Annotated in this window: 19 protein-coding genes; 13 read left to right on the forward strand and 6 right to left on the reverse strand. The window is 62.8% G+C overall.

Annotated features, from left to right (window positions below; all coding sequences use genetic code 11):
* Nucleotides 1–10 precede the first annotated feature (10 nt).
* The 4 genes from rhlB (at nt 11) to ACL9RJ_RS09505 (ending at nt 4,420) form a co-directional block, all read left to right on the forward strand.
* Complete coding sequence (gene rhlB, locus ACL9RJ_RS09490; RefSeq protein WP_177085615.1) at nt 11–1,486, forward strand: ATP-dependent RNA helicase RhlB; 1,476 nt, start codon at nt 11–13, stop codon at nt 1,484–1,486.
* 134 nt (nt 1,487–1,620) lie between these two features.
* Nucleotides 1,621–2,568, forward strand: coding sequence for an ornithine cyclodeaminase family protein (locus ACL9RJ_RS09495; RefSeq protein ID WP_422765169.1), 948 nt, complete (start codon nt 1,621–1,623; stop codon nt 2,566–2,568).
* A gap of 25 nt (nt 2,569–2,593) precedes the next feature.
* Nucleotides 2,594–3,721 carry an NAD(P)/FAD-dependent oxidoreductase gene (locus ACL9RJ_RS09500; RefSeq protein WP_177118939.1) on the forward strand — a complete coding sequence of 376 codons (1,128 nt, stop codon included), beginning with the start codon at nt 2,594–2,596 and terminating at the stop codon, nt 3,719–3,721.
* Nucleotides 3,722–3,790: 69 nt separating this feature from the next.
* Nucleotides 3,791–4,420, forward strand: coding sequence for a helix-turn-helix transcriptional regulator (locus ACL9RJ_RS09505; RefSeq protein ID WP_177085610.1), 630 nt, complete (start codon nt 3,791–3,793; stop codon nt 4,418–4,420).
* A 127-nt stretch (nt 4,421–4,547) separates the two neighbouring features.
* On the opposite strand, the gene ACL9RJ_RS09510 is transcribed toward ACL9RJ_RS09505, so the two are convergent.
* The 6 genes from ACL9RJ_RS09510 to ACL9RJ_RS09535 form a co-directional block, all read right to left on the reverse strand.
* Entirely contained in the window at nt 4,548–5,324 is a 777-nt protein-coding gene (locus ACL9RJ_RS09510; protein ID WP_177108022.1) for an ABC transporter substrate-binding protein, read from the reverse strand.
* A 393-nt stretch (nt 5,325–5,717) separates the two neighbouring features.
* Nucleotides 5,718–6,167: a molybdopterin synthase catalytic subunit MoaE gene (gene moaE / locus ACL9RJ_RS09515; protein ID WP_017124107.1), complete on the reverse strand. Its 450-nt coding sequence runs from the start codon at nt 6,165–6,167 to the stop codon at nt 5,718–5,720.
* A gap of 1 nt (nt 6,168) precedes the next feature.
* Nucleotides 6,169–6,414 (reverse strand): MoaD/ThiS family protein, encoded by a 246-nt coding sequence (locus ACL9RJ_RS09520; RefSeq protein ID WP_177085605.1) that lies wholly within the window; start codon nt 6,412–6,414, stop codon nt 6,169–6,171.
* Nucleotides 6,414–6,884: a cyclic pyranopterin monophosphate synthase MoaC gene (gene moaC / locus ACL9RJ_RS09525; protein WP_017124109.1), complete on the reverse strand. Its 471-nt coding sequence runs from the start codon at nt 6,882–6,884 to the stop codon at nt 6,414–6,416. The genes ACL9RJ_RS09520 and moaC overlap by 1 nt, the downstream gene beginning before the upstream one ends.
* Before the next feature lie 230 nt (nt 6,885–7,114).
* Nucleotides 7,115–8,509 (reverse strand): PhoH family protein, encoded by a 1,395-nt coding sequence (locus ACL9RJ_RS09530; RefSeq protein WP_017124110.1) that lies wholly within the window; start codon nt 8,507–8,509, stop codon nt 7,115–7,117.
* A gap of 337 nt (nt 8,510–8,846) precedes the next feature.
* Nucleotides 8,847–9,971: a polysaccharide deacetylase family protein gene (locus ACL9RJ_RS09535; RefSeq protein WP_422765172.1), complete on the reverse strand. Its 1,125-nt coding sequence runs from the start codon at nt 9,969–9,971 to the stop codon at nt 8,847–8,849.
* 299 nt (nt 9,972–10,270) lie between these two features.
* Between ACL9RJ_RS09535 and yaaA the strand changes: the two genes are divergently transcribed.
* From yaaA to ACL9RJ_RS09580, 9 genes are all read left to right on the forward strand, one after another.
* Nucleotides 10,271–11,050, forward strand: coding sequence for a peroxide stress protein YaaA (gene yaaA / locus ACL9RJ_RS09540; protein WP_017124112.1), 780 nt, complete (start codon nt 10,271–10,273; stop codon nt 11,048–11,050).
* Nucleotides 11,051–12,009: 959 nt separating this feature from the next.
* The gene (locus tag ACL9RJ_RS09545; RefSeq protein WP_017124113.1) at nt 12,010–13,326 is read left to right on the forward strand and encodes a nucleotide sugar dehydrogenase; all 1,317 of its coding nucleotides are present in this window, start codon (nt 12,010–12,012) and stop codon (nt 13,324–13,326) included.
* A gap of 193 nt (nt 13,327–13,519) precedes the next feature.
* Complete coding sequence (alg8, locus tag ACL9RJ_RS09550; RefSeq protein ID WP_042934529.1) at nt 13,520–15,001, forward strand: mannuronan synthase; 1,482 nt, start codon at nt 13,520–13,522, stop codon at nt 14,999–15,001.
* Between the two features lie 36 nt (nt 15,002–15,037).
* The gene (locus tag ACL9RJ_RS09555; protein WP_177085599.1) at nt 15,038–16,210 is read left to right on the forward strand and encodes an alginate biosynthesis protein Alg44; all 1,173 of its coding nucleotides are present in this window, start codon (nt 15,038–15,040) and stop codon (nt 16,208–16,210) included.
* 9 nt (nt 16,211–16,219) lie between these two features.
* Nucleotides 16,220–17,629: an alginate biosynthesis TPR repeat lipoprotein AlgK gene (gene algK / locus ACL9RJ_RS09560; RefSeq protein WP_042934519.1), complete on the forward strand. Its 1,410-nt coding sequence runs from the start codon at nt 16,220–16,222 to the stop codon at nt 17,627–17,629.
* Entirely contained in the window at nt 17,626–19,125 is a 1,500-nt protein-coding gene (locus ACL9RJ_RS09565) for an alginate export family protein (protein ID WP_177128363.1), read from the forward strand. Before algK ends, ACL9RJ_RS09565 begins: the two co-directional genes overlap by 4 nt.
* Entirely contained in the window at nt 19,125–20,741 is a 1,617-nt protein-coding gene (algG, locus tag ACL9RJ_RS09570) for a mannuronan 5-epimerase AlgG (protein ID WP_103033080.1), read from the forward strand. Before ACL9RJ_RS09565 ends, algG begins: the two co-directional genes overlap by 1 nt.
* Nucleotides 20,742–20,752: 11 nt before the next feature.
* Complete coding sequence (locus ACL9RJ_RS09575; protein ID WP_422765173.1) at nt 20,753–22,186, forward strand: alginate O-acetyltransferase; 1,434 nt, start codon at nt 20,753–20,755, stop codon at nt 22,184–22,186.
* 11 nt (nt 22,187–22,197) lie between these two features.
* A complete protein-coding gene (locus tag ACL9RJ_RS09580) occupies nt 22,198–23,322 on the forward strand; it encodes a mannuronate-specific alginate lyase (RefSeq protein ID WP_177128366.1) in 1,125 nt (374 codons plus the stop codon).
* Nucleotides 23,323–23,549: the final 227 nt, after the last annotated feature.

Below are 23,549 nucleotides of genomic sequence, written 5' to 3' on the forward strand. Positions count from 1 at the left end.
AATTGATGAGATGACCGTGCTCAAAGCACTCAAAAAAATATTCGGTAAAAGCGAGGCTGAGCAGCTCGCACCAGGTCCCAGCGCTCCCACCCCCAGCCCAGACAGCCGCACCGCCGGCCAACCGTCGGGGCGCGCCGAGCCTGCCGCCAAACCGAAAGCCCAGCCGGTAACCCCTTCCGTTGCGCCAGAGCAGGCCGAAAAGCCGCGCAGCGAAAAGCCCAGGGCCGAACAACCGCGCCGTGAACGAGCGCCGAAACCCAAGCCCTTGCCGTGGAAACTCGAAGACTTCGTCGTCGAGCCGCAGGAAGGCAAGACCCGCTTCCACGACTTCAAGCTGTCGCCGGAACTGATGCACGCCATCCAGGACCTGGGCTTTCCCTATTGCACGCCGATCCAGGCGCAGGTGCTCGGCTACACCCTGGCCGGCAAGGACGCCATCGGGCGTGCCCAGACCGGTACCGGCAAGACCGCCGCGTTCCTGATCTCGATCATCACCCAGCTGCTGCAGACCCCGCCGCCGAAAGAGCGCTACATGGGCGAGCCGCGGGCACTGATCATCGCGCCGACCCGCGAACTGGTGGTACAGATCGCCAAGGACGCCGCCGACCTGACCAAGTACACCGGCCTCAACGTCATGCAATTCGTCGGTGGCATGGACTTCGACAAGCAGCTCAAGCACCTCGAGGCCCGCCATTGCGACATCCTCGTCGCCACCCCGGGCCGCCTGCTGGACTTCAACCAGCGCGGCGAAGTGCACCTGGACATGGTCGAGGTGATGGTGCTGGACGAAGCCGACCGCATGCTCGACATGGGCTTCATCCCCCAGGTCCGCCAGATCATTCGCCAGACCCCGCCGAAAAGCGAACGCCAGACCCTGCTGTTCTCCGCGACCTTCACCGAAGACGTGATGAACCTCGCCAAGCAGTGGACCACCGACCCGGCGATCGTCGAGATCGAATCGCAGAACGTCGCCAGCCAGAACGTCGAACAGCATATCTATGCCGTGGCCGGTGCCGACAAGTACAAGCTGCTGTACAACCTGGTCACCGACAACGGTTGGGAACGGGTCATGGTCTTCGCCAACCGCAAGGACGAAGTACGCCGGATCGAGGAACGCCTGGTGCGTGACGGCGTCAATGCCGCCCAGCTGTCGGGCGACGTGCCGCAGCACAAGCGCATCAAGACCCTGGAAGGCTTCCGCGAAGGCAAGATCCGCGTCCTCGTCGCCACCGACGTCGCCGGTCGCGGGATCCATATCGACGGCATCAGCCATGTGATCAACTTCACCCTGCCGGAAGTGCCGGACGACTACGTGCACCGCATCGGCCGCACCGGTCGTGCCGGAGCCGATGGCGTGTCCATCAGCTTCGCCGGGGAAGACGACTCCTACCAGTTGCCCTCGATCGAAGCCTTGCTGGGACGCAAGATCAGTTGCGAAACCCCGCCAACCGAACTGTTGCGCCCGGTGGTCCGCCAGCGTCCTTGACGCACGCCGCCAGCGCCACGCAAGAACGCCGCCTTTTCCAGGGCGGCGTTTTTTTTCGCTCGCCGATTGCCGAATTAAACTAAAAGTCCATAATGGACAAAATAGTTTAACAAAAAGCCAAGGGAGCCCCTCGCATGTCCAGCCCCACACCTTATGTGATTGCCCAGCCGCAGGCTCATCAGTTGCTGCAGCAAATCGACGTGCCGCAGATCATGCGCAAACTGTTTCGGGACCTCGCGGCCGGGCAGGCGGTGCAGCCCGCCCAGCAACTGGTCGGGTTCCCACAAGGCGACGGCGACTTCATCAACTACCTGGGGGTGCTGGCCGAGGAGCGCGTCTATGGCGTCAAGACCTCACCCTACATCGTGCGCGAACAAGGCCCGCTGGTCACGGCCTGGACCCTGCTGATGTCCATGGACAGCGGCCAGCCACTGCTGCTTTGCGACGCCGGCGAACTGACCACCGCGCGCACCGCGGCAACCACCGCCGTGGCCGTGGATGCCCTGGCCCCACCGAGCGCCAGCCGCCTGGCGATCATCGGCAGCGGCCCGGTGGCCCAGGCGCACCTGCGCTACACCAGGAACCTGCGCGAATGGCAAGGCATCCGCCTGTATTCACCCAACCTCGCTGCCGAGACCCGGGGGCGCCTGCACGGCATCGAAGCCAGCCTGGAAATCGCCGACAGCCTCGACGCGGCCCTGGATGACGCCGATGTCATCATGCTCTGCACTTCCTCCGCCACGCCGGTCATCGACCCGCGCGCCCTGGGCAAGCCAGCACTGATCACCTCCATCAGCACCAACGCGCCACGCGCCCATGAAGTCCCGCCGCACTGCCTGGGCGAGATGCAGGTCTACTGCGACTACCGCCAGACCACGCCTGCCTCGGCGGGAGAAATGCTGATCGCCAGCACGCAGCACGACTGGCAGGTCGAGAGCATTCGCGGCGACCTGGCCGAATTGCTCAGTGGACAGGTTCCACGCCCGCAGTACGCACAGCACGTGTTCTTCCGCTCCATTGGCCTCGGCCTGGAAGATATCGCACTGGCCAATGCGCTCTATCATCTGCACGACGCCCGCTGATCACACCTTTTCCCGGAGGCCTTGAATGCACCAGGCAGACTTCATCATCATCGGCGGCGGCATTGCCGGCGCCTCCACCGGCTTCTGGCTGGCCGAACACGGCCGGGTCATCGTGCTCGAACGCGAGTCGCACCCGGCCTACCATTCCACCGGACGTTCGGCCGCCCTCTACAGCGCCGCCTACGGCACCGCCCAGGTGCGCGCCCTGACCCTCGCCAGCCGTGACTTTTTCGACCATCCACCCGCCGGCTTCGCCGAACACCCGCTGCTCACGCCCCGTGGCGAGATGACCGTGGACTTCACCGGCGACCCGGATGAATTGCAGTCGCAGTACCTGAGCGCCAAGGCCAGCGTGCCCGAAGTGCAGAAGCTCAGCGCCGACGAAGCCTGCGCCCGCCTGCCGATCCTGCGTCGGGACAAGGTCCACGGCGCCCTCTATGACCCCAGTGCCTGCGATATCGACACCGACGCCCTGCACCAGGGCTACCTGCGCGGCATTCGCCGCCGACATGGGGCAATCCATACCGACTGCGAAGTCCTCGGCCTGGAGCGAGATGCCGACGGCCTCTGGCAGGTGCGGACCAACGGACAGACCTTCAGCGCCCCGGTGATCATCAACGCCGCCGGCGCCTGGGCCGACCGGATCGCTCAACTGGCCGGCGCCGCCGCACTGGGCCTGCAGCCGAAACGGCGGGCCGCCTTTATCTTCGCGCCCCCGGAGGGCCTGGACAGCCACCACTGGCCGATGCTGGTCAGCCTCGACGAATCGTTCTACATGAAACCGGATGCCGGCATGTTCCTCGGCTCGCCGGCCAACGCCGACCCGGTCGAACCCCACGACGTGCAGCCCGAGGAGCTGGACATTGCCATGGGCATCTACCAGATCGAGGAAGCCACCACCCTGAGCATTCGCCGTCCGACCCGCACCTGGGCCGGCCTGCGCAGCTTTGTCAGCGACGGCAACCTGGTGGCCGGTTTCGATTCGGCGGTCGCGGGCCTGTTCTGGGTCGCGGCGCAAGGCGGTTATGGCATCCAGACCTCCCCCGCCATGGGCCAGGCCAGTGCCGCCCTGGTGCGTGGCCAGGCCCTGCCCGAACATTTGCAACACTTCGGCCTGACGGCCGCGATGCTCTCGCCTGCCCGCCTGGGATGACGATCGCCGGCGATTACGGCACACTGCCAGCGCCCTTACCGGGGCGCTGACGCAGCCTGGAGAATGACCATGACACCCCGACAGGATCCCGCCCTGGATAATTTCCGGGCGATTGCCGACGCCATTGCCACCTTGTTCTTTCCCCACGCGGAAGTGGTGCTGCATGACCTGCGCACCCAAAAGGTCGACTACATCGCCAACAACATCTCCAAACGCGAGATCGGCGACGACGCGGCCCTGGAAGACATGCTTGACGAGGAAGTCAGCGAGCGCAATATCGGCCCCTATGAAAAGCTCAACTGGGACGGCCAGAAGATTCGCAGTGTCAGCACGGTCCTGCGCGACAGCCAGGGCACCCCGCTGGCGGTGCTGTGCATCAACCTGAATATTTCCCTGTTCGAAAGCGCCAAGGCCGCGCTGGACCTGTTTCTCTCACCCAGCAAACTGGTCCCGCAGCCCGACGCACTGTTTCGCGACGACTGGCAGGAGCGGATCAACACCTTCCTGCACAGCTGGCTGCGCCACCGACAACTGGGGCTCAACCTGCTGACCCGCGACCACAAGCGCGAGCTGGTGCTGGCGCTGCACGCCGAAGGTGCCTTCAAGGGCAAGAGCGCGGCCAACTATGTGGCGAACGTGCTGAACATGGGACGGGCGACGGTGTACAAGCACCTGAAGGAATTGAAGGCAGAGGTCTGAGCACAACCGGATCCTGACAGGAACACCCCACCTGCAGGAGCCCGGCTTGCCGGCGAAGAGGCCCTCGGGGCCGCCAGAAGCTTCGCTGGCAAGCCAGGCTCCTACAGGGAACGCGGTGTTTTGACACTCAGTCGCCGTAGATATCCGACTTGAAATACTTGCCCTCGATCTTCTGGTACTCGCCACTGGCACGGATACCCTCGATGGCCTTGTTCAACTGGCCCAGCAACTCGCTGTTGCCCTTGCGCACGGCGATCCCGGCGCCTTCGCCGACATACTTGGGATCCTTCAGTTCGGGCCCGACAAACCCATAACCGGCGCCCCGTGGCATCGCCAGGAAGTCGCTCAACGGAATGGTGTCGGCAAAGATGCCATCCAGGCGGCCCGAAGCCAGGTCCATGTAGATCTCTTCGTTGTTGCTGTAGCGCACCACCTTGATCCCCCGTGGCTCGAAGACCTCGGTGGCGTAGCGGTCGGTGGTGGTCGCGCGCTGCACGCCGATGGTCTTGCCCTTGAGGCTGGCGTACTGGTCGTCCACCACCGCGCCCTCCTTCATCACCAGCCGCGATGAAGTGAAGTAGTACTTGTGGGTGAAATCCACCGACTTCTTGCGTTCGTCGGTAATGGTCATCGATGACAGCGCCGCGTCGATCTTCTTGACCTTCAGCGACGGAATCAGTCCGTCGAACTCGCCTTCGATCCATTCGCACTTGACCTGCATCTGCGCGCACAAGGCATTGCCGATGTCGTAGTCGAAGCCGCTGATCTTGCCCTCCGAGGTCTTGAAGGCAAAGGGCGGATAGGCTGCCTCGATGCCGATACGCAAGGTCTTCTCGGCGGCGAACGGGCTGGCACTGGCGAGCAGGCTCAGGGTGACGGCACAGATCCGGGTGAACTTCTTCATGCTGGGGCTCCCGCTTGTTATTGGAGGTGTTGTGGCACGGCAGTGGACAGAAGAGGACAACTCTATTTTGTACTTATAAATCCATACTGGACTTTTATGTACATAACGTCAACGAGCAAATACAGCCTGCCCGAGGGGGCGGGAAGGAGAGGTTCGCAGTGATTTCACAGGTGCCTTCGCGGCGGTCCGGCCAGCCCGCGCCCTGCATTGATCGTTCCCACGCTCCGCGTGGGAACGCAGCCCGTGACGCTCCGCGTCACAGACCCGAAGCGAACGCGGAGCATTTGATCGTTCCCACGCTCCGCGTGGGAATGCAGCCCGTGACGCTCCGCGTCACAGACCCGAAGCGAACGCGGAGCATGGGAACGATTGGGTAAGAGGCTATTGCAAATGCTACTTCCAGCGTTCGGCCGCCGTCTGGTCGCTGTCCCGCCCCTCGACCCAGCGCGGGCCTTCGGCGGTATTTTCCTTCTTCCAGAACGGCGCGCGGGTCTTGAGGTAATCCATGACGAAATTGCAGGCGTCGAAGGCCGCCTGACGATGGGCACTGGCCACGCCGACAAACACGATCGGCTCGCCCGGTTCCAGGGCGCCGACCCGGTGCAACACCTCCAGCCTGAGCAACGGCCAGCGCTGCGCGGCCTCGTCGACGATCTTCTCCAGGGCCTTCTCGGTCATGCCCGGATAATGTTCGAGGAACATCCCCGCCACATCCCGCCCATCGTTGAAGTCGCGGACATAGCCGACAAAAGCGACCACCGCGCCGACACCGACATTGGCCGCGTGCAACGCATTGACCTCAACACCGGGATCGAAGGCCCCGGCCTGGACGCGAACCGCCATGTCAGCCTCCGGTCACGGTAGGGAAAAACGCCACTTCATCACCCTCGGCCAGGGGCTCGTCCAAGGAGCACAGCTCCTGGTTGCGCGCGCACATCAGGCTCTGTTCGGCCAGCACCGCCCAGGCCCCGCCCCGCTGCAACAGATGCTGGCGCAACTGCCCGATATCGGTGAAGTCACCTTCAACCTGTTCGGCGTCGACCCCGAGCACCTCCCGGTAACGGGCAAAAAACTGCACATCGAACGTCATCACGCATCCACCTGATAGTGACCGCTCTTGCCGCCCAGCTTCTCCAGCAGGCGCACATTCTCGATGATCATGCCGCGATCCACCGCCTTGCACATGTCGTAGATCGTCAGCGCCGCCACACTGGCCGCGGTCAGCGCTTCCATTTCCACCCCGGTCTGGCCGGACAGCTTGCAGCGGGCGACGATCCGCACCGCATCGCTGCCCTCGGCGCTCAACTCGACCTTGACGCTGGTGAGCATCAGCGGATGGCAGAGGGGAATCAGCTCGGAGGTTTTCTTCGCGGCCTGGATACCGGCAATTCGCGCCACGGCGAACACATCCCCTTTCGGGTGACCGCCGCTGACAATCATTTGCAGGGTCTCGGGCAACATGCGCACTCGCGCTTCGGCCACCGCCTCGCGGAAGGTCACGGCCTTGTCGGTGACGTCGACCATATTGGCGCGACCTTGGGAATCGAGATGAGTCAGCACAGCGATACTCCTGATCAGGAGCGTCGATTGTAAACCTGCGGGTCAGCTTTACGCACGCCCCGCAAGACCTGCGCATGCACGCCGATGGCAGGAGCGGGCTGGCCCGCGATGGCGACCGACCAGACGCTGCACGCCTCACCGGCCCCATCGCCGGCAAGCCGGCGCCCACAGAGACCTCATGCCCCATAAAAAAGGGCGGCCGCCTGGCCGCCCCTCGGGTGTGGATGAAATTACAGGTGGGATTCGGCGTATTCGGCCAGGATCGAACGCGGCACGCCCTGCAGGGTGATGTGCACGCCGTTCGGGAAATCCTTGAAGCGTTCGGTCAGGTAGGTCAGCCCGGAACTGGTCGCGGACAGGTAAGGGGTGTCGATCTGTGCCAGGTTGCCCAGGCACACCACTTTCGAACCGGCGCCGGCACGGGTGATGATGGTCTTCATCTGGTGCGGCGTGAGGTTCTGGCATTCATCGATCAGGATCAGGCTCTGCTGGAAGCTGCGACCTCGGATGTAGTTGAGGGATTTGAACTGCAACGGCACCTTGCTGAGGATATAGTCGACGCTGCCATGGGTGTTTTCGTCATCCATGTGCAGGGCTTCGAGGTTGTCGGTGATCGCTCCCAGCCAGGGCTCCATCTTCTCCGCCTCGGTGCCGGGCAGGAAACCGATTTCCTGGTCCAGGCCCTGCACGCTGCGGGTCGCGATGATGCGGCGGTAGCGCTTGCTGACCATGGTCTGCTCGATGGCAGCCGCCAGGGCCAGGATGGTTTTCCCGGAACCGGCGGCACCGGTCAGGTTGACCAGGTGGATATCCGGATCGAGCAGCGCGAACAGCGCCAGGCTTTGATAGATGTCACGCGGTTTCAGGCCCCAGGCTTCCTGGTGCAACAGGGGCTCCTGATGCAGATCGAGGATCAACAGCACATCGGCGCGGATCTCCTTGACCCAGCCGACAAACCCTTGCTCATCGATGATGAATTCGTTGACGTGCACGGCCGGCAGGTTGTCGGTCATTTGCACCTGGTGCCAGGTGCGACCATGGTCCTGACGGGTCTCGACCTTGCTGACACGGTCCCAGAAGGAGCCGACCACATTGTGGAAGCCCTTGGGCAGCAGGTCGACGTCGTCGACCAACTGGTCGGTGCTGTAGTCCTCGGAAGCGATACCGCAGGCACGCGCCTTGAGGCGCATGTTGATGTCTTTGGTCACCAGCACCAGGCGCAGCCCCTTGTCGCGCGCGTGCATGTCGACCAGCTGGTTGATGATGATGTTGTCGTTGAGGTTTTCCGGCAGCAGCACATTGGGTTCGCTGCGCTTGCTCATCAGGATCGACAGCAGGCCCTTCGGCCCGCTCTTGCCGCGCTGGATCGGGACACCCAGCTCGACATCCTCGGGGCTAGCGTCGCCCAGGGTCTTGTCGATCAGGCGGATCGCCTGGCGACATTCGGAAGCCACGCTGTGGTGGCCGCTCTTGAGCTTGTCGAGTTCCTCCAGGACGGTCATCGGGATGGCGACGTGGTGTTCTTCGAAGTTGAGCAGTGCGTTTGGATCGTGGATCAGTACGTTGGTATCGAGCACGTAAAGGATTGGCTGGTTGGAAGAAGGAGTGCGTCCGTGATCATCCATACTCGGTCACCTTTGTGGGAGCCAGTCGACGCGAGACCTTGACGGTATCGCGCCTCGAAGTGACCGCCGAATTCGCCTGGAGGGGACAGGCGCTCTGTGCACAAGGTAGGGCCTTGGGAGACGCCACCTGTGTCGCAGGTTTCGGCGGTCTGACTCCGTAATACCGCAAAACCCGTGACAGGAAAAAGCACTTTGACGCTTTTTTGAAGTTTATTTTTCAGAGTGACGAATAGCCCTTGGCGAGCTGGCCGGACACCGTTAAAGTCGGAAGTCCGCCTGCACTGAATTTCGTAAGAAATTTCCCACAAGCCCAGCAAATACGGGCTTCTCGCTCTTCCTATCGAAACGCGTCATCACAGCCTTTCCAGCCAAGCCCGCTTTCAGCGGTCTGCCTGAGCAGCCAGGGCAATGCGCCGAGGGCCTTGTCCTGGGTGTCATGGAAGACGATCACGCCACGACGCCACAACAACATCAGGGTCATCACCCGCTGGGCCGACTGCTCGGCGGTAAGCTTGCCGGTGGCGTCGGCGGAATCGATATCCCACAACACCACCTGCAACCCCTGGGACTTGAAGAACGCCCCGCTGTCCGCCTGGCGCTGCCCGTAGGGCGGACGGAACAAGGGCTGATAGTTCTCCGGCAATACGCGCTGCGCCAGCATGGCGCTACGCTGGACCGAGTCCAGCCAGTCCTGCCAATGGCTGTGGGAACGATACTGCCAGCCCTGGATACCCACGCACTGCTCTTTATAGAGATCGCGCACGGCCATGATCGAGGTCTTGTCGACCCGCGCCTGCAAGGCACTGCCGAGGACAAAGAACAGACCGTTCATCTTCTGCCGGCGCAGGTACGCGGTCAGTTCGTCGGTGTTGCCCGCCGAAGCCCCGGGGCCGCCGTCGAAGGTCAGCAGGAACAGCCGGTCATGGAACGCCTCGCCGTTACGCTCCGGCTCGCCGAACAGGGCGATTTCGCTGCTGGTCTGGGGAAACAGCGCGGCCATGCGCAGCAACTCGTCCAGATAGCGCTCGTGAAACGCCCGGCTCGGTTCGGCCCAGCGGGCATAGAAGGAATCCTCGGCCACCCGGAACTTGCCGGCCTGTTCGCGCAGGCTGTCCATGTCCTCGACGTAATAACAGAAGGAAGCATCCTGCTCGCAGCTCTGCTGGGCGAAATTGTAGTTTTCCAGCAGACGCTGCCAGAGACGGGCGCGCACCCGGTTGATCGATGCCAGGTTGATCTGCTTGAGGCCAAGGCGCTGCCGCAGTGCCGGCTCATCGGTCATTTCGCTGATCAGCAGGGCGTGGGCGAAAGTGAGGATTTCCGCCCGCGAGGCGACATCGAACAGGGTCGGGCTGCTCAACTGTTCCGGCCAGGTGCCGCGATCCAGGGTCGCCGCGTCGTTCGGCGCGGCGACGGCGGTGAGGCAGGCCAGCAGGGCCGAGAAGAAAAGAACAATACGCAAAAGGGTGACTCCATTTCAGAACCCGCCGCGCACTATAGCCGATCTGACAATCCTGACTCTCGTGGAGCCTGTAGCGGCCTCTTCGCGGGCAAGCCCGCTCCCACGGGTTTGCGGCCTGATGTGGGAGCGGGTTCGCCAGCGAAGAGACCATGAAAAGGCGCCCGAGCGCTGACACTGTGGGAGCTGGCTTGCCGGCGAAGAGGTCCGCAAGCCTTGCACCCTCTGCTCTATCGCCATCATAGGTGGAGTCAAACCGCCCAAGCCCCTAGAATCCCCCGACGATTACAGGAGACGACTTCATGCTGATGGTGATTTCCCCCGCCAAGACCCTCGATTTCGAAACACCACCGGTGACGAAACGCTTCACCCAGCCGCAATACCTCGACCATTCCCAGGAACTGATCGAACAATTGCGCACCCTCAGCCCGGCGCAGATCAGCGAGCTGATGCACGTTTCCGACAAGATCGGCGGCCTCAACGCCGCGCGCTTCGGCAGCTGGAACCCGGCCTTTACCCCGGACAATGCCAAGCAGGCGCTGCTGGCCTTCAAGGGCGACGTCTACACCGGCCTGCGCGCCGAAGACTTCAGCGACGCCGACTTCGACTTCACCCAGACCCACCTGCGCATGCTCTCCGGCCTCTACGGCCTGTTGCGCCCGCTGGACCTGATGCAGCCCTATCGCCTGGAAATGGGCACGAAGTTCGCCAATGCCCGGGGCAAGGACCTTTATGCCTTCTGGGGCACGCGCATCAGCGAATGGCTGAACGAAGCCCTGGCCGAACAGGGTGACGACGTGCTGCTGAACCTGGCCTCGAACGAATACTTCTCGGCGGTCAAGCGCCCGGCGCTGAAGGCGCGGATCATCAATACCGAATTCCGAGACCAGAAGAACGGGCAGTACAAGATCATCAGCTTCTATGCGAAAAAAGCCCGCGGCATGATGGCGCGTTTTGTGATCCGGGAACGCCTCGAGAACCCCGAACAGTTGAAGACGTTCGACGAACAAGGCTACCGATTCAGCACAGAACTGTCCAAGCCGGACAACCTGGTGTTCCTGCGCGATCACGCGCCGGAGTAACACCCTGCCCGATCGTTTCCACGCGCAGCAAAGGTACGCCTCACTGGACGCCGCGAGTGCGCTCCCGAGGTGACGCGCAGCGTCATGGGTTGCGTTCCCACACGGAGCGTGGGAACGAGCAACAGACGACCCACATTTCTGTTACCCTGCACCTACTCGGCGCATTACACGCAATGTGTAATCGCCGACGATCCCTGTGCATCCCCCCTCCCCGCAGCAGCAAAAAATCAATTATTTGACGCCAACAAATTGACTGTAACAACCATGAAATTTCTTTCACTCGACATTTCGCATTTTTTTGCGTAGTGGCACCGGAAATTTTTTTCCGTAGTGGCATACAACCATCTAGGCATTTTTCATCCCCGTAACTAAAGGGCGAAACGGAAAGTGCTATCAATATGAAAGCAGTGCCATCTTTCATAATATTTCAAAAATTTTCGAAAACAGGATGAGCGGACAGGAACTTATGTTCCAAAGCGTTGCTCATACCACCCGTAACGATTCTCGGAGAATTTGTAAGAGATGACTTACGTGGCGGCGGGATGACATGTTTAAGTTGCCATCAGCGACTTACAACCGCACCCCACAGTTTCAACTCAATCAAAAGGACAGGAGATACGCACCATTAATATCCCCTATACAGGCCAAGGTGGGCCCTCAGACAAAGCACTTGCAAGTGACTTATAACCTGTTGATTCAAAAGGCCCTAGCGCGGGCATAACAGAGTTTCGAGCACGCTGGCAAGGGTCTTCCCGATGAAGGCCGGCCACATGAAGGGGCACGTCCCCTATAACAAGGCCAAGTTTCGCCCAACTTGAGTGCAATTATTTAGCCACTCGACACTTATATGCCTGCACTCGGGGAGGTGACTTCATTTGGTCACACTTCGAGAGCAATACGGTTACTGGCTACATTAACTCCGGCCATTTAATGGCGTGATTAAGACAGAGGTAAATGCGATGCGCATTAGCATATTTGGTTTGGGTTACGTCGGTGCAGTATGTGCCGGTTGCCTGTCTGCACGGGGTCATGATGTCGTTGGCGTTGATATCTCCAAAGACAAGATCGACCTGATCAACAGCGGCAAATCGCCGATTGTCGAGCCGGGGTTGGAAGCGCTGTTGGCACAGGGTATTTCCAGCGGTCGACTGCGTGGTACCACCGATTTTGCCGAAGCGATTCGCGCCACCGACCTGTCGATGCTGTGCGTCGGCACACCGAGCAAGAAGAACGGTGACCTGGAACTGAACTACATCGAATCGGTGTGCCGTGAAATCGGTTTTGTCCTGCGTGACAAGACCACCCGCCACACCATCGTCGTACGCAGCACCGTATTGCCGGGCACCGTGAAAAACGTGGTGATCCCGATCCTCGAAGACTGCTCGGGCAAGAAGGCCGGCGTCGACTTCGGCGTCGCGGTCAACCCCGAGTTCCTGCGTGAAAGCACCGCGATCAAGGACTACGACTTCCCGCCGATGACCGTCATCGGCGAATTCGACAGCGCTTCCGGCGACGTCCTGCAAGCCCTCTACGAAGAACTCGACGCCCCGATCATCCGCAAGGACATCGAAGTCGCCGAGATGATCAAGTACACCTGCAACGTCTGGCACGCCACCAAGGTGACCTTCGCCAACGAGATCGGCAACATCGCCAAGGCCGTCGGCGTCGATGGCCGCGAAGTGATGGATGTGGTCTGCCAGGACAAGACCCTCAACCTGTCCCAGTACTACATGCGTCCGGGCTTCGCCTTCGGCGGTTCCTGCCTGCCCAAGGATGTCCGCGCCCTGACCTACCGCGCCGGCTCCCTGGACGTCCAGTCGCCGCTGCTCAACTCGCTGATGCGCAGCAACGAGAGCCAGGTGCAGAACGCCTTCGACATCGTCGCCAGCCACGACAAGCGCAAGGTCGCCCTGCTCGGCCTGAGCTTCAAGGCCGGCACCGACGACCTGCGCGAAAGCCCGCTGGTGGAACTGGCGGAAATGCTCATCGGCAAGGGTTTCGACCTGAGCATCTACGACAAGAACGTCGAGTACGCCCGTGTCCATGGCGCGAACAAGGACTACATCGAGTCGAAGATCCCCCACGTATCGTCCCTGCTCAACGCCGACTTCGACGAGGTCGTGGGCAACAGCGACGTGATCATCCTCGGCAACCGTGACGAGAAGTTCCGCGCCCTGGCGGAGAACGCCCCGCACGGCAAACAGGTCATCGACCTGGTCGGCTTCATGTCCAAGGCCACCAGTGCGAGTGGCCGGACCGAAGGTATCTGTTGGTAAACCAACCCAACCGCTGCGCGGTTGATCGCCAGCAAGCCGGCTCCCGCAGGACGGAGTCGACCCTACGTATCAGGTACGACTCGGCACCGTAGGAGCCGGCTTGCCGGCGATGGCGTCCGAAAGGACGCCTTGCCTGCCTTAACCCCATCGGGCCAGCCGCCAGGTTCGCCCGAGATAGAGACGGATGCAGATTATGCACAGGCTAAAGCACGGCCTTCTTCAGGCCGCCGGTTGGCTGTTCTACATGAGTTTGCTGATGGGCCTGGCCTCGTTGCTGCCCACCTCGACCTTCGACGCCGAATCCAAGGACTTCATCTTCCTGATCGGTGCCGTGGGCATCTGGCGCTATTCCATGGGCGCCACCCATTTCGTGCGCGGGATGATCTTCCTCTACATCGTCTACCCGCACCTGCGGCGCAAACTGCGCAAGCTGGGCAAGGCCGCGGACCCGTCCCAGGTGTTCCTGATGGTCACCAGCTTCCGCATCGACGCCCTGACCACCGCCCAGGTCTACAGCTCGGTGATCCGCGAAGCCATCGACTGCGGCTTCCCGACCACCGTGGTCTGCTCCCTGGTGGAAATGTCCGATGAACTGCTGGTCAAGAGTCTCTGGGCCCGGATGAATCCGCCCGAGCGGGTCAAGCTCGACTTCGTGCGGATCGCCGGTACCGGCAAGCGCGACGGCCTGGCCTTCGGTTTCAGGGCGATCTCCCGGCACCTGCCGGACGACCGCGCGGTGGTCGCGGTGATCGACGGCGACACCGTGCTCAGCGAAGGCGTGGTGCGCAAGACCGTGCCCTGGTTCCAGCTGTTCGACAATGTCGGCGGCCTGACCACCAACGAATTCTGCGAAGTGCGCGGCGGCTACATCATGAGCGAATGGCACAAGCTGCGCTTCGCCCAGCGCCACATCAACATGTGCTCCATGGCCCTGTCCAAGCGCGTGCTGACCATGACCGGACGCATGTCGGTATTCCGTGCCAGCGTGGTCACCGACCCGGGCTTCATCGCCGACGTCGAAAGCGACTCGCTGCAACACTGGCGCCTGGGCCGCTTCAAGTTCCTCACCGGCGACGACAAGTCCAGCTGGTTCAGCCTGATGCGCCTGGGCTACGACACCTTCTACGTGCCCGACGCGGCGATCCACACCGTGGAGCACCCGCCGGAAAAGAGCTTCATCAAATCCAGCCGCAAGCTGATGTACCGCTGGTACGGCAACAACCTGCGGCAGAACTCCCGGGCCCTGGGCCTGGGGATCCGCCGCCTCGGCCTGTTCACCAGCGTCGTGCTGTTCGACCAGCGCGTGTCGATGTGGACCTCGCTGCTGGGCCTGACCGTGGCGCTGATCGCCAGCTTCAAGTACGGCATCGCGTTCATCCTCGCCTACCTGCTGTGGATCGGCATCACCCGCCTGATCCTGACGATCCTCCTGGCCTGTTCGGGACACACCATCGGCCCGGCCTACCCGGTGATTCTCTATTACAACCAGATCGTCGGGGCACTGATGAAGATCTACGTGTTCTTCCGCCTCGACCGTCAATCCTGGACCCGCCAGGACACCAAATTGAGCCGCGACCTCGCCAGCTTTCAAGGTTGGTTCAACACCTGGTCGTCTCGGACCATGACCTTCTCTGCCGGCAGCATCTTCGTCGCCGTGCTGATGACGATGGTCTGACCCGACTCGCCTGAATTAGCTAACGGAGCCTTACCCATGAACTCGAAAGTCAACGCCAATGTCGTCCACGAATCCGAAGCCCAGCGCCAGCACGCCCGGGTGAAAATCCCCGCCCGGCTGCGGTTCTTCGGCACCGAGGGCAAGCCCCTGGAAGTCCGTGTCGAAGACCTGTCCGCCGGCGGCCTGAGCTTCAACCTGCCGCAGCAACAGGCCGTGACCCTGGGAGAAGTACACAAGGGACGCCTGCAATTCGTCATCGACAACCTCGGCCTGGCCATGGACGTCGAGTTGCAGATCCGCTCCTACGATCGCCAGAGCGGCCGTGTCGGCTGCCAGTTCCAGAACCTGGAACAGCAGGACATCGCCACCCTGCGCCACCTGATCACCTCGCACCTGGCCGGTGACATCGTCAGCATGGGCGACGTGCTCGCCACCCTGCAGCGCGACAACTTCACCAGGGCGCGCAAGAAAAAGGATGACGGCAGCGGCATGAGCCCGCTCGGTCGCCTGCGCGCCGTGACCTTCAGCCTCGGTGTCTTCGTCGTCGGCCTGGCGGCCTTCGGCTTCGTCCTCAAGTCGGTCTACGGCATGTACTTCGTCAGCCACGCCCAGGCCGGCCTGGTCAGCGTGCAGGGGATGAACGTCACCATGCCCCGCGACGGCACCGTGCAGAGCCTGATCAAGGACGACGGCGTCGCGGCCAAGGGCGCCCCGCTGGCGACCTTCAGCACCAGCATGCTCGACGTGCTCAAGGGCCACCTGGACGAAGACCAGCTGCAGCCGGCCAAGGTCGAGGAACTGTTCGGCAAGCAGATGACCGGCACCCTGACCTCGCCCTGCGACTGCGTGGTTGCCCAGCAACTGGTCGCCAACGGCCAATACGCCAGCAAGGGCGACGTGATCTTCCAACTGGTGCCACGCAACAGCGTCGCCAACGTCGAGGCGCGGTTCTCCTACCGCCAGTTCGGCGAGGTGCGTCCGGGCACCCGGGTGAACTTCCAGGTCGCCGGTGAAGACCAGGTCCGCCAGGGCAGGATCGTCAGCAGCACCAGCCTGAAAAGCGACGACCTGTCCTCGGATATCCGTGTCCTGATCAAGCCTGACGAAAACCTCGACAGCACCCTCGCCGGCCGTCCGGTGGAGGTCAACAGCGACCGCGGCCCGAGCGTGAACTGGCTGATCGACAAAGCCATGGCCGCCGGTCTGTAAGCAGAGGACATGCCTGTGACGACCTTACGAACCCTGCCCCTACCGCTGACACTGGCCATGGCGATCAGCCTGGCCGGTTGCGCCGGCCTGCCCGACCAGCGCCTGGCCAACGAAGCGCTCAAGCGCGGCGATACCGCCCTGGCCGAGCAGAATTATCGCAAGCTGGCGGACCTGGGCTACAGCGACGCACAGGTCGGCCTGGCCGATATCCAGGTGGAAAGCCGCGATCCGGCGCAGATCAGGCAGGCGGAAGCGACCTACCGCGCCGCCGCCGACACCTCGCCCCGTGCCCAGGCACGCCTGGGCCGGTTGCTGGTGGCCAAGCCCGGCGCGACCGAGGCCGAACACCACGAAGCCGAAGGCCTGCTGAAAAAGGCCTTCGCCAACGGTGAAGGCAACACCCTGATCCCCCTGGCGATGCTCTACCTGCAATTCCCGCAGAGCTTCCCCGGTGTCGATGCCCAGCGGCAGATCAGCCAATGGCGCAGCGCCGGCTATCCGGAAGCGGGCCTGGCGCAAGTGCTGCTCTACCGTACCCAGGACACCTACGACCAGCACCTGGACGAGGTGGAAAAGATCTGCAAGGCCGCGCTCAACAGCACGGATATCTGCTACGTCGAACTCGCCACCGTGTACCAGAAACGTGCCCAGCCGGACCAGCAGGCCGAACTGCTCAAGCAACTGCAGGCCGCCTACAGCCGTGGCACCGTCGGTGCCCAGCGGATGGACAGCGTGGCCCGCGTGCTCAGCGATTCGACCCTCGGCCAGCCGGACGCGAAAACCGCCCAGGCGATGCTCGAACAGGTCGCCCCCGGCTACCCGGCCTCCTGGGTCAGCCTGGCGCAACTGCTCTACGACTTCCCGGACCTGGGCGACGTCGACCAGATGATGGAGTACCTCAACAACGGCCGCGCGGCCGACCAGCCCCGCGCTGAACTGCTGCTGGGCAAGCTCTACTACGAAGGCAAGTGGGTGCCGGCGGATGCCAGGCAGGCCGAGGCGCATTTCCAGAAAGCCCTCGGCAGGGAAGTCGCCGCCGACTACTACCTGGGACAGATCTACCGCCGCGGCTACCTCGGCCAGGTCTACCCGCAGAAGGCCCTCGACCACCTGCTCAAGGCCGCCCGCAACGGCCAGAACAGCGCCGACTTCGCCATCGCCCAGCTGTTTTCCCAGGGGCGCGGGACCAAGCCCGATCCGCTCAACGCCTACGTCTTCAGCCAGCTGGCCAAGGCCCAGGACACGCCGCAGGCCAATGAGCTGGCCCAACAACTCGAAGAACAACTGCCGCCCGCGCAACGCGCCGATGCCCAGCGCCTGCTGCAACAGGAGCAGCGCCTGCGCGGGACCCTGAGCCGTAACCCGCTGGACCTGCAACAAGCCCTGCAAGAAGGCGACAGCGAGGAAAAAACCCTATGACACTCAATCCTTTCGTGAAGGCCGGTATCGGCCAGAGCTTTGTCCTGATGGGCTTCGCCCTGGCCTGGTCCACACCGACCCTGGCAGCGCTCAGCGACACCCAGAATTTCGGCCTGGAAGTGAAGATCACCGCGCAATCGGAAGACGACCGCGACCTCGGCACCCTCAAGGGCGGCGACGCCAACGGCGTCGGCCTCGACCTGCGCCCATGGGCCTACGGCGAACGCGGCAACTGGAGCGCCTACGCCATGGGCCAGGCCGTGACCGCCACCGACATCATCGAGACCGACACCCTGCAGCAGTCCGATGGCAGCCAGGAAACCTCGGGCAACGATGCCCGCAAGCCGGACAAGAGCTACCTGGCCCTGCGCGAATTCTGGGTCGGCTACAAAGGCCTGACGCCTTATCCGGGCGAGCTGCTCAAGTTCGGTCGGCAACGCCTGCGCAACGATGACGGACAATGGCGCGACACCAATATCGAAGCGCTGAACTGGACCTTCGACACCACGCTGCTGCGGGCCAACCTGGGTGCCGCCGAGCGCTTCAGCGAGTACCGCACCGACCTCACGGAACTGGCGCCCAAGGACAAGGACCGCCTGCATGTCTATGGCGATGTCGCCTACCAGTGGACACCCGGGCAGTGGATCGGCGTGCGCGCCCATCACACCCACGACGACGGCAAGCTCGACTACCCGACACCCGGTGTCGCCGCCGATCCGCTGGACAAGAAGGAAAACGGCGACCTGACCTGGCTCGGCCTGGAAGCCAACAGCGACGCCTATAACTGGCGCAACACCAACACCGTCAACTACTGGGCCAGCCTCACCGGCATGAGCGGCAACCGCGACAGCGTCAATGCGCTCAACGCCGACGGCAGCCGCCCGGTCGACGCCAAGCACAGCGACAGCATCAACGGCTGGGCCACCGACCTGGGTATCCGCGTGCGCCTCGATCCGAACTGGCAGGTCGGCGCGGCCTATGCCCGCGCCAGCGGCGACTACGAACAGAACGGCCTGGAAAGCAACCGCTCGAATTTCACCGGCACCCGTTCGCGCACCCACCGCTTCGGCGAAGCCTTCCGCGGTGAACTGAACAACCTGCAGACCGCCACCCTGTTCGGCTCCTGGCAGTTGCGCGAGGACTACGACGCCAGTCTGGTCTACCACAAGTTCTGGCGCGTCGACGGCAACAAGGACGTCGGCAGCAACGGCATCAACGCCGTGCAGAACAACTATGACGACGCCACCGGCGCCCTGCTCTCCAGCACTTCACTGCCGTTGCAGGACGGCAAGAAAGACATGGGCCAGGAGATGGACCTGGTGGTCACCAAGTACTTCAAGCAGGGCCTGCTGCCGGCGGCCCTCAGCCAATCCATCGATGAACCCTCGGCGCTGGTGCGCTTTCGCGGCGGCGTGTTCAAGCCGGGCGATGCCTACGGCAAAGACGTCGATTCCTATATGCACCGCGCGTTCATTGACGTGATCTGGCGCTTCTGATGCAGCTCGCGAAGGGAGTGTCCGAGATGAACCATATCGCCATGCAAGGCCCGCTCAGTGTCCTGGCCGCAGCCCTGCTGCTGGCCAGCGGCGCCGCCTTCGGCAATGCCGAGCAGCCGCTCGCCAGGACCGAGCGCGCGCCGATCATCGCCAAGGAGCTGCAACAGGCCAAGACCTACACCGTCAGCAGCGCACCGACCGAACCGCTGCACCTGGAAAAACCGAAGCTGCCGGACCTCAGTGGCTACACCGCCGAAGCGGCGGCGGCGAAGATCGTGCGCAGCAAACCGGGCAAGATCAGCGTGCGCCGGATGATGCAGGAAGACGCCCTGAAGGACTTTATCGGCGGCGACAACAAGATGGCCGAATGGGTGGTCCGCCAGCACGGCATTCCCCAGGCGATCTTCGTCGACGATGGCTATATCAACCTCAAGGACCTGAGCAAGAAACTGCCGAAGAACTACATCAGCGAAACCTCGCCGGGTGTGTTCCTCGCCAGGCTGCCGATCGTCGTCGGGCGCAAGGGCATCCTCGAAATCGACCGGCAGACCCAGGAACTGCGGCTGTCCCAGGAAGGCGGTTCGTTCCTGGTCAACGATGGCCAGCTGTTCATCCGTGACACCAAGGTCACCGGCTGGCGCGAAGCGGACAACGGCCCGGCCACCTTCCGCTCGCCCAAGGAGTTCCGGCCGTTCCTGCTCGCCTGGGGCGGCACCGAGACCTATATCGTCAACAGCCAGATGGCCAGCTTCGGCTACGCCAACAGCAAGTCCTACGGCGTGAGTATTTCCCAGTACACGCCGAACATGGCCAAGGTCCTCAAGCGGCCCGAGCCGACCGGCTGGATCATCGGCTCGCAGTTCTCGGACATGTGGTACGGCTTCTACTGCTACGAGACCCGCGACTTCGTGGTCAAGGGCAATACCTACCGCGACAACATCGTCTACGGCATCGACCCCCACGACCGTTCGCACCGGCTGATCATCGCCGACAACACCGTCCATGGGACCAAGAAGAAGCACGGCATCATCATTTCCCGGGAAGTGAACGACAGCTTCATCTTCAACAACCGCAGCTATGACAACCACCTCTCGGGCCTGGTGATCGACCGTAACAGCGTCAACAACCTGATCGCCTACAACGAGATCTACAAGAACCACACCGACGGCATCACCCTCTACGAGAGTGCCGACAACCTGATCTATGGCAACAAGGTGATCAGCAACAAGCGCCACGGCATCCGTATCCGCAACAGCGTGAACATCCGCCTGTACGAGAACGTATCCATGGCCAACGGCCTGACGGGCATCTACGGCCACATCAAGGACCTGACCGACACCGACCGCGACATCAAGCTCGACCCGTTCGACGCCGAAGTCTCGCTGATCGTGGTCGGCGGCGAACTGGCCGGCAATGGCAGCGGCCCGCTGTCCATCGACTCGCCGCTGAGTGTCGAGCTGTACCGGGTGTCCATGCTCGCCCCGGCGAAGAACAGCGGCATCAGCTTCACCGGGATTCTCGGCGATCGCCAGGATGAAATTCTCGACCTGCTGGTACGCCAGCAGAAAGCCGTGCTGATCGACCCCGTCGAACGCCAGACCCAACTGCGGGATTGAGGATGACCTTTATGAACCCACACCTGATCAAACTCCTAGGCCTGTCCGGCCTCGCCGCCGCGATCTTCGCCGCCAGCGGCAACCTGCGGGCCGAGGAAGTCCAGGCGCCGAACTTCACCGCGCAGCCCTGCTGCAGCCTGTGCCCGGCGGCCCATGACGCGAAGAACTACGTCACCCGCTACCAGCAGAACTTCACCACGCTGGTCCAGGCCCAGGGCGACTGGCTGTTCCGTACCCAGGAAGACCTGCGCACCGAATTCGACACCACGCCGGCCGGCTACAAGCGCATGCAACAGTTGCACGACGCCTTCAAGAGCAAGGGCGTGGAACTGGTGGTGGTCTACCAGCCGACCCGCGGCCTGGTGGATCGCAACAAACTGTTCCCGGCCGAACGCGACAAGTTCGATTACGAGAAGGCCCTGCACAACTACCAGGCCATGCTCGGGCGCTTCGCGAAAATGGGCTATCACGTCCCGGACCTGTCGCCCCTGACCAACGAACAGCAGGCCCACGATTTCTACTTCCGCGGCGACCAGCACTGGACGCCATACGGCGCCGAGCGCACCGCGAAGATCGTCGCCGAGACGGTGAAAAAAGTCCCCGGCTTCGCCGACATTCCCCATCGCGAATTCGAGACCAAGGTCTCCGGGCGCATGGGCAAGACCGGCACCCTGCACAACATGGCCGGCCAGTTGTGCGGCACCAGCTACGCGATCCAGTACATGGAACAGTTCAGCACCGAGCCCAAGGGCGAGGCGGGAGACGGCGACCTGTTCGGCGATTCCGGCAACCCGCAGATCACCCTGGTGGGGACCAGTCACAGCGGCAAGAACTACAACTTCGCCGGCTTCCTGCAACAGTACATCGGAGCCGACATCCTCAACGTCGCCTTCCCCGGCGGCGGCCTCGAGGGTTCGATGCTGCAGTACCTGGGCAGCGACGAATTCCAGAAGACCCCGCCGAAGATCCTTATCTGGGAATTCTCGCCGCTGTATCGCCTCGACCAGGAAACCATCTACCGGCAGATGATGGCGCTGCTCGACAACGGCTGCGAGGGCAAGAGCGCCGACATGAGCGCCAACACCACGGTCAAGCCGGGCAAGAACGAACTGCTGGTCAACAGCAACAACCGCGACCTGCGCAACAGCGCTCACCAGGTCGACATCCGCTTCGCCGACACCTCGGTGAAAACCCTGCACGCCACCCTCTGGTACATGAACGGGCGCCACGAGGACATCAAGATCGAGAAACCGGAAACCTCCGACACGGACGGACGTTTCGCCTTCGAACTGCGCACCGACGAAGACTGGGCCAACCAGAACCTGCTGGCCGTCGAAGTCCAGGGCCCGGAAGCGGGCACCGCACCGCAGAAAGTCGAGGCGAAGATCTGCAAACGCAACGTATTCCCCAGCGCTGAGCCCCACAGGGCGCAGGCCGGGTTATGAGGTGCCTACCGATGAAACTCCGCACATTGCTCGCTCCCTCCCTCCTGGCTCCATCAATGCTGGCCCTCGCGATGGTCGCCGGCTCGGCCGGGGCCGCTGCGCCGCTGCGCCCGCCACAGGGCTACTTCGCCGCCGTCGACAAGTTCAAGACCGGTGACAACAGCGAAGGCTGCGACACCATGCCCCAGCCCTACACCGGGCAGTTGCAGTTCCGCAGCAAATACGAGGGCTCCGACAAGGCCCGCGCGACCCTCAACGTGCAGTCGGAAAAGGCCTTTCGCGACACCACCGCCGATATCACCACGATGGAACGCGGCACCAGCAAGCGCGTGATGCAGTTCATGCGCGACGGTCGTCCGGAACAGTTGAGCTGCACCCTGAGCTGGCTCACCGCCTGGGCCCAGGCCGATGCGCTGATGTCCAAGGACTTCAACCACACCGGCAAGTCCATGCGCAAATGGGCCCTGGGCAGCATGGCCTCGGCCTATATCCGCCTGAAGTTCTCCGACTCCCATCCGCTGGCGACCCACCAGAAGGAAGCGCAGCAGATCGAGGCCTGGTTCGGCAAGATGGCCGACCAGGTGGTCAGCGACTGGGACAACCTGCCGCTGGAGAAGACCAACAATCACTCGTACTGGGCCGCCTGGTCAGTGATGGCTACCGCCATCGCCACCGACCGCCGCGACCTCTTCGACTGGGCCGTGAAGGAATACAAGGTCGGCGCCAACCAGGTCGACCCGCAGGGTTTCCTGCCCAACGAACTCAAGCGCCAGCAACGCGCCCTGGCCTACCACAACTACGCGTTGCCGCCGTTGGCGATGATCGCCAGCTTCGCCCTGGTCAACGGCGTCGACCTGCGCCAGGAAAACAACGGTGCGCTCAAGCGCCTGGGTGACCGGGTGCTGGCCGGGGTCAAGGATCCCGGCGAGTTCCAGGCCAGGAACGGCAAGGAACAGGACATGACCGACCTCAAGGTCGACTCGAAATTCGCCTGGCTCGAACCGTTCTGCACGCTCTACACCTGCCCGGCGGATGTGCTCGAACGCAAGCATGGGATGCAACCGTTCAAGACCTTCCGCCTCGGCGGCGACCTGACCAAGGTCTACGACCCGACGCACGAAAAGGGCAACCAGTAGCACCCGGCACACCGCTCTTTTTTGTGGGAGCCGGCTTGCTGGCGATAACGGCCGAACAGGCGATGCAAGGCTCACTGGCCCCATCGCTGGCAAGCCAGCTCCTACAGGTGAGCCTAGTGGATTGACCGATCGTTCCCACGCTCTGCGTGGGCATGCAGCCCGTGACGCTCCGCGTCACAAAGCGGACGCGGAGCGTCCAGAGAGGCGTTCCCCCGCAGAGCGAGGGA

The sequence above is a fragment of the Pseudomonas sp. Mn2068 genome (assembly GCF_049319725.1).
Classification (GTDB): Bacteria; Pseudomonadota; Gammaproteobacteria; order Pseudomonadales; family Pseudomonadaceae; genus Aquipseudomonas; species Aquipseudomonas gingeri.

What these genes read in the sequence shown, in the direction of transcription:
- rhlB (WP_177085615.1), top strand. Translation starts at nt 11, where the DNA reads ATGACCGTGCTCAAAGCACTCAAAAAAATATTCGGTAAAAGCGAGGCT.
- ACL9RJ_RS09495 (WP_422765169.1), top strand. Translation starts at nt 1,621, where the DNA reads ATGTCCAGCCCCACACCTTATGTGATTGCCCAGCCGCAGGCTCATCAG.
- ACL9RJ_RS09500 (WP_177118939.1), top strand. Translation starts at nt 2,594, where the DNA reads ATGCACCAGGCAGACTTCATCATCATCGGCGGCGGCATTGCCGGCGCC.
- ACL9RJ_RS09505 (WP_177085610.1), top strand. Translation starts at nt 3,791, where the DNA reads ATGACACCCCGACAGGATCCCGCCCTGGATAATTTCCGGGCGATTGCC.
- ACL9RJ_RS09510 (WP_177108022.1), bottom strand. Translation starts at nt 5,324, where the DNA reads ATGAAGAAGTTCACCCGGATCTGTGCCGTCACCCTGAGCCTGCTCGCC.
- moaE (WP_017124107.1), bottom strand. Translation starts at nt 6,167, where the DNA reads ATGGCGGTTCGCGTCCAGGCCGGGGCCTTCGATCCCGGTGTTGAGGTC.
- ACL9RJ_RS09520 (WP_177085605.1), bottom strand. Translation starts at nt 6,414, where the DNA reads ATGACGTTCGATGTGCAGTTTTTTGCCCGTTACCGGGAGGTGCTCGGG.
- ACL9RJ_RS09530 (WP_017124110.1), bottom strand. Translation starts at nt 8,509, where the DNA reads ATGGATGATCACGGACGCACTCCTTCTTCCAACCAGCCAATCCTTTAC.
- yaaA (WP_017124112.1), top strand. Translation starts at nt 10,271, where the DNA reads ATGCTGATGGTGATTTCCCCCGCCAAGACCCTCGATTTCGAAACACCA.
- ACL9RJ_RS09545 (WP_017124113.1), top strand. Translation starts at nt 12,010, where the DNA reads ATGCGCATTAGCATATTTGGTTTGGGTTACGTCGGTGCAGTATGTGCC.
- alg8 (WP_042934529.1), top strand. Translation starts at nt 13,520, where the DNA reads ATGCACAGGCTAAAGCACGGCCTTCTTCAGGCCGCCGGTTGGCTGTTC.
- ACL9RJ_RS09555 (WP_177085599.1), top strand. Translation starts at nt 15,038, where the DNA reads ATGAACTCGAAAGTCAACGCCAATGTCGTCCACGAATCCGAAGCCCAG.
- algK (WP_042934519.1), top strand. Translation starts at nt 16,220, where the DNA reads ATGCCTGTGACGACCTTACGAACCCTGCCCCTACCGCTGACACTGGCC.
- ACL9RJ_RS09565 (WP_177128363.1), top strand. Translation starts at nt 17,626, where the DNA reads ATGACACTCAATCCTTTCGTGAAGGCCGGTATCGGCCAGAGCTTTGTC.
- algG (WP_103033080.1), top strand. Translation starts at nt 19,125, where the DNA reads ATGCAGCTCGCGAAGGGAGTGTCCGAGATGAACCATATCGCCATGCAA.
- ACL9RJ_RS09575 (WP_422765173.1), top strand. Translation starts at nt 20,753, where the DNA reads ATGAACCCACACCTGATCAAACTCCTAGGCCTGTCCGGCCTCGCCGCC.
- ACL9RJ_RS09580 (WP_177128366.1), top strand. Translation starts at nt 22,198, where the DNA reads ATGAAACTCCGCACATTGCTCGCTCCCTCCCTCCTGGCTCCATCAATG.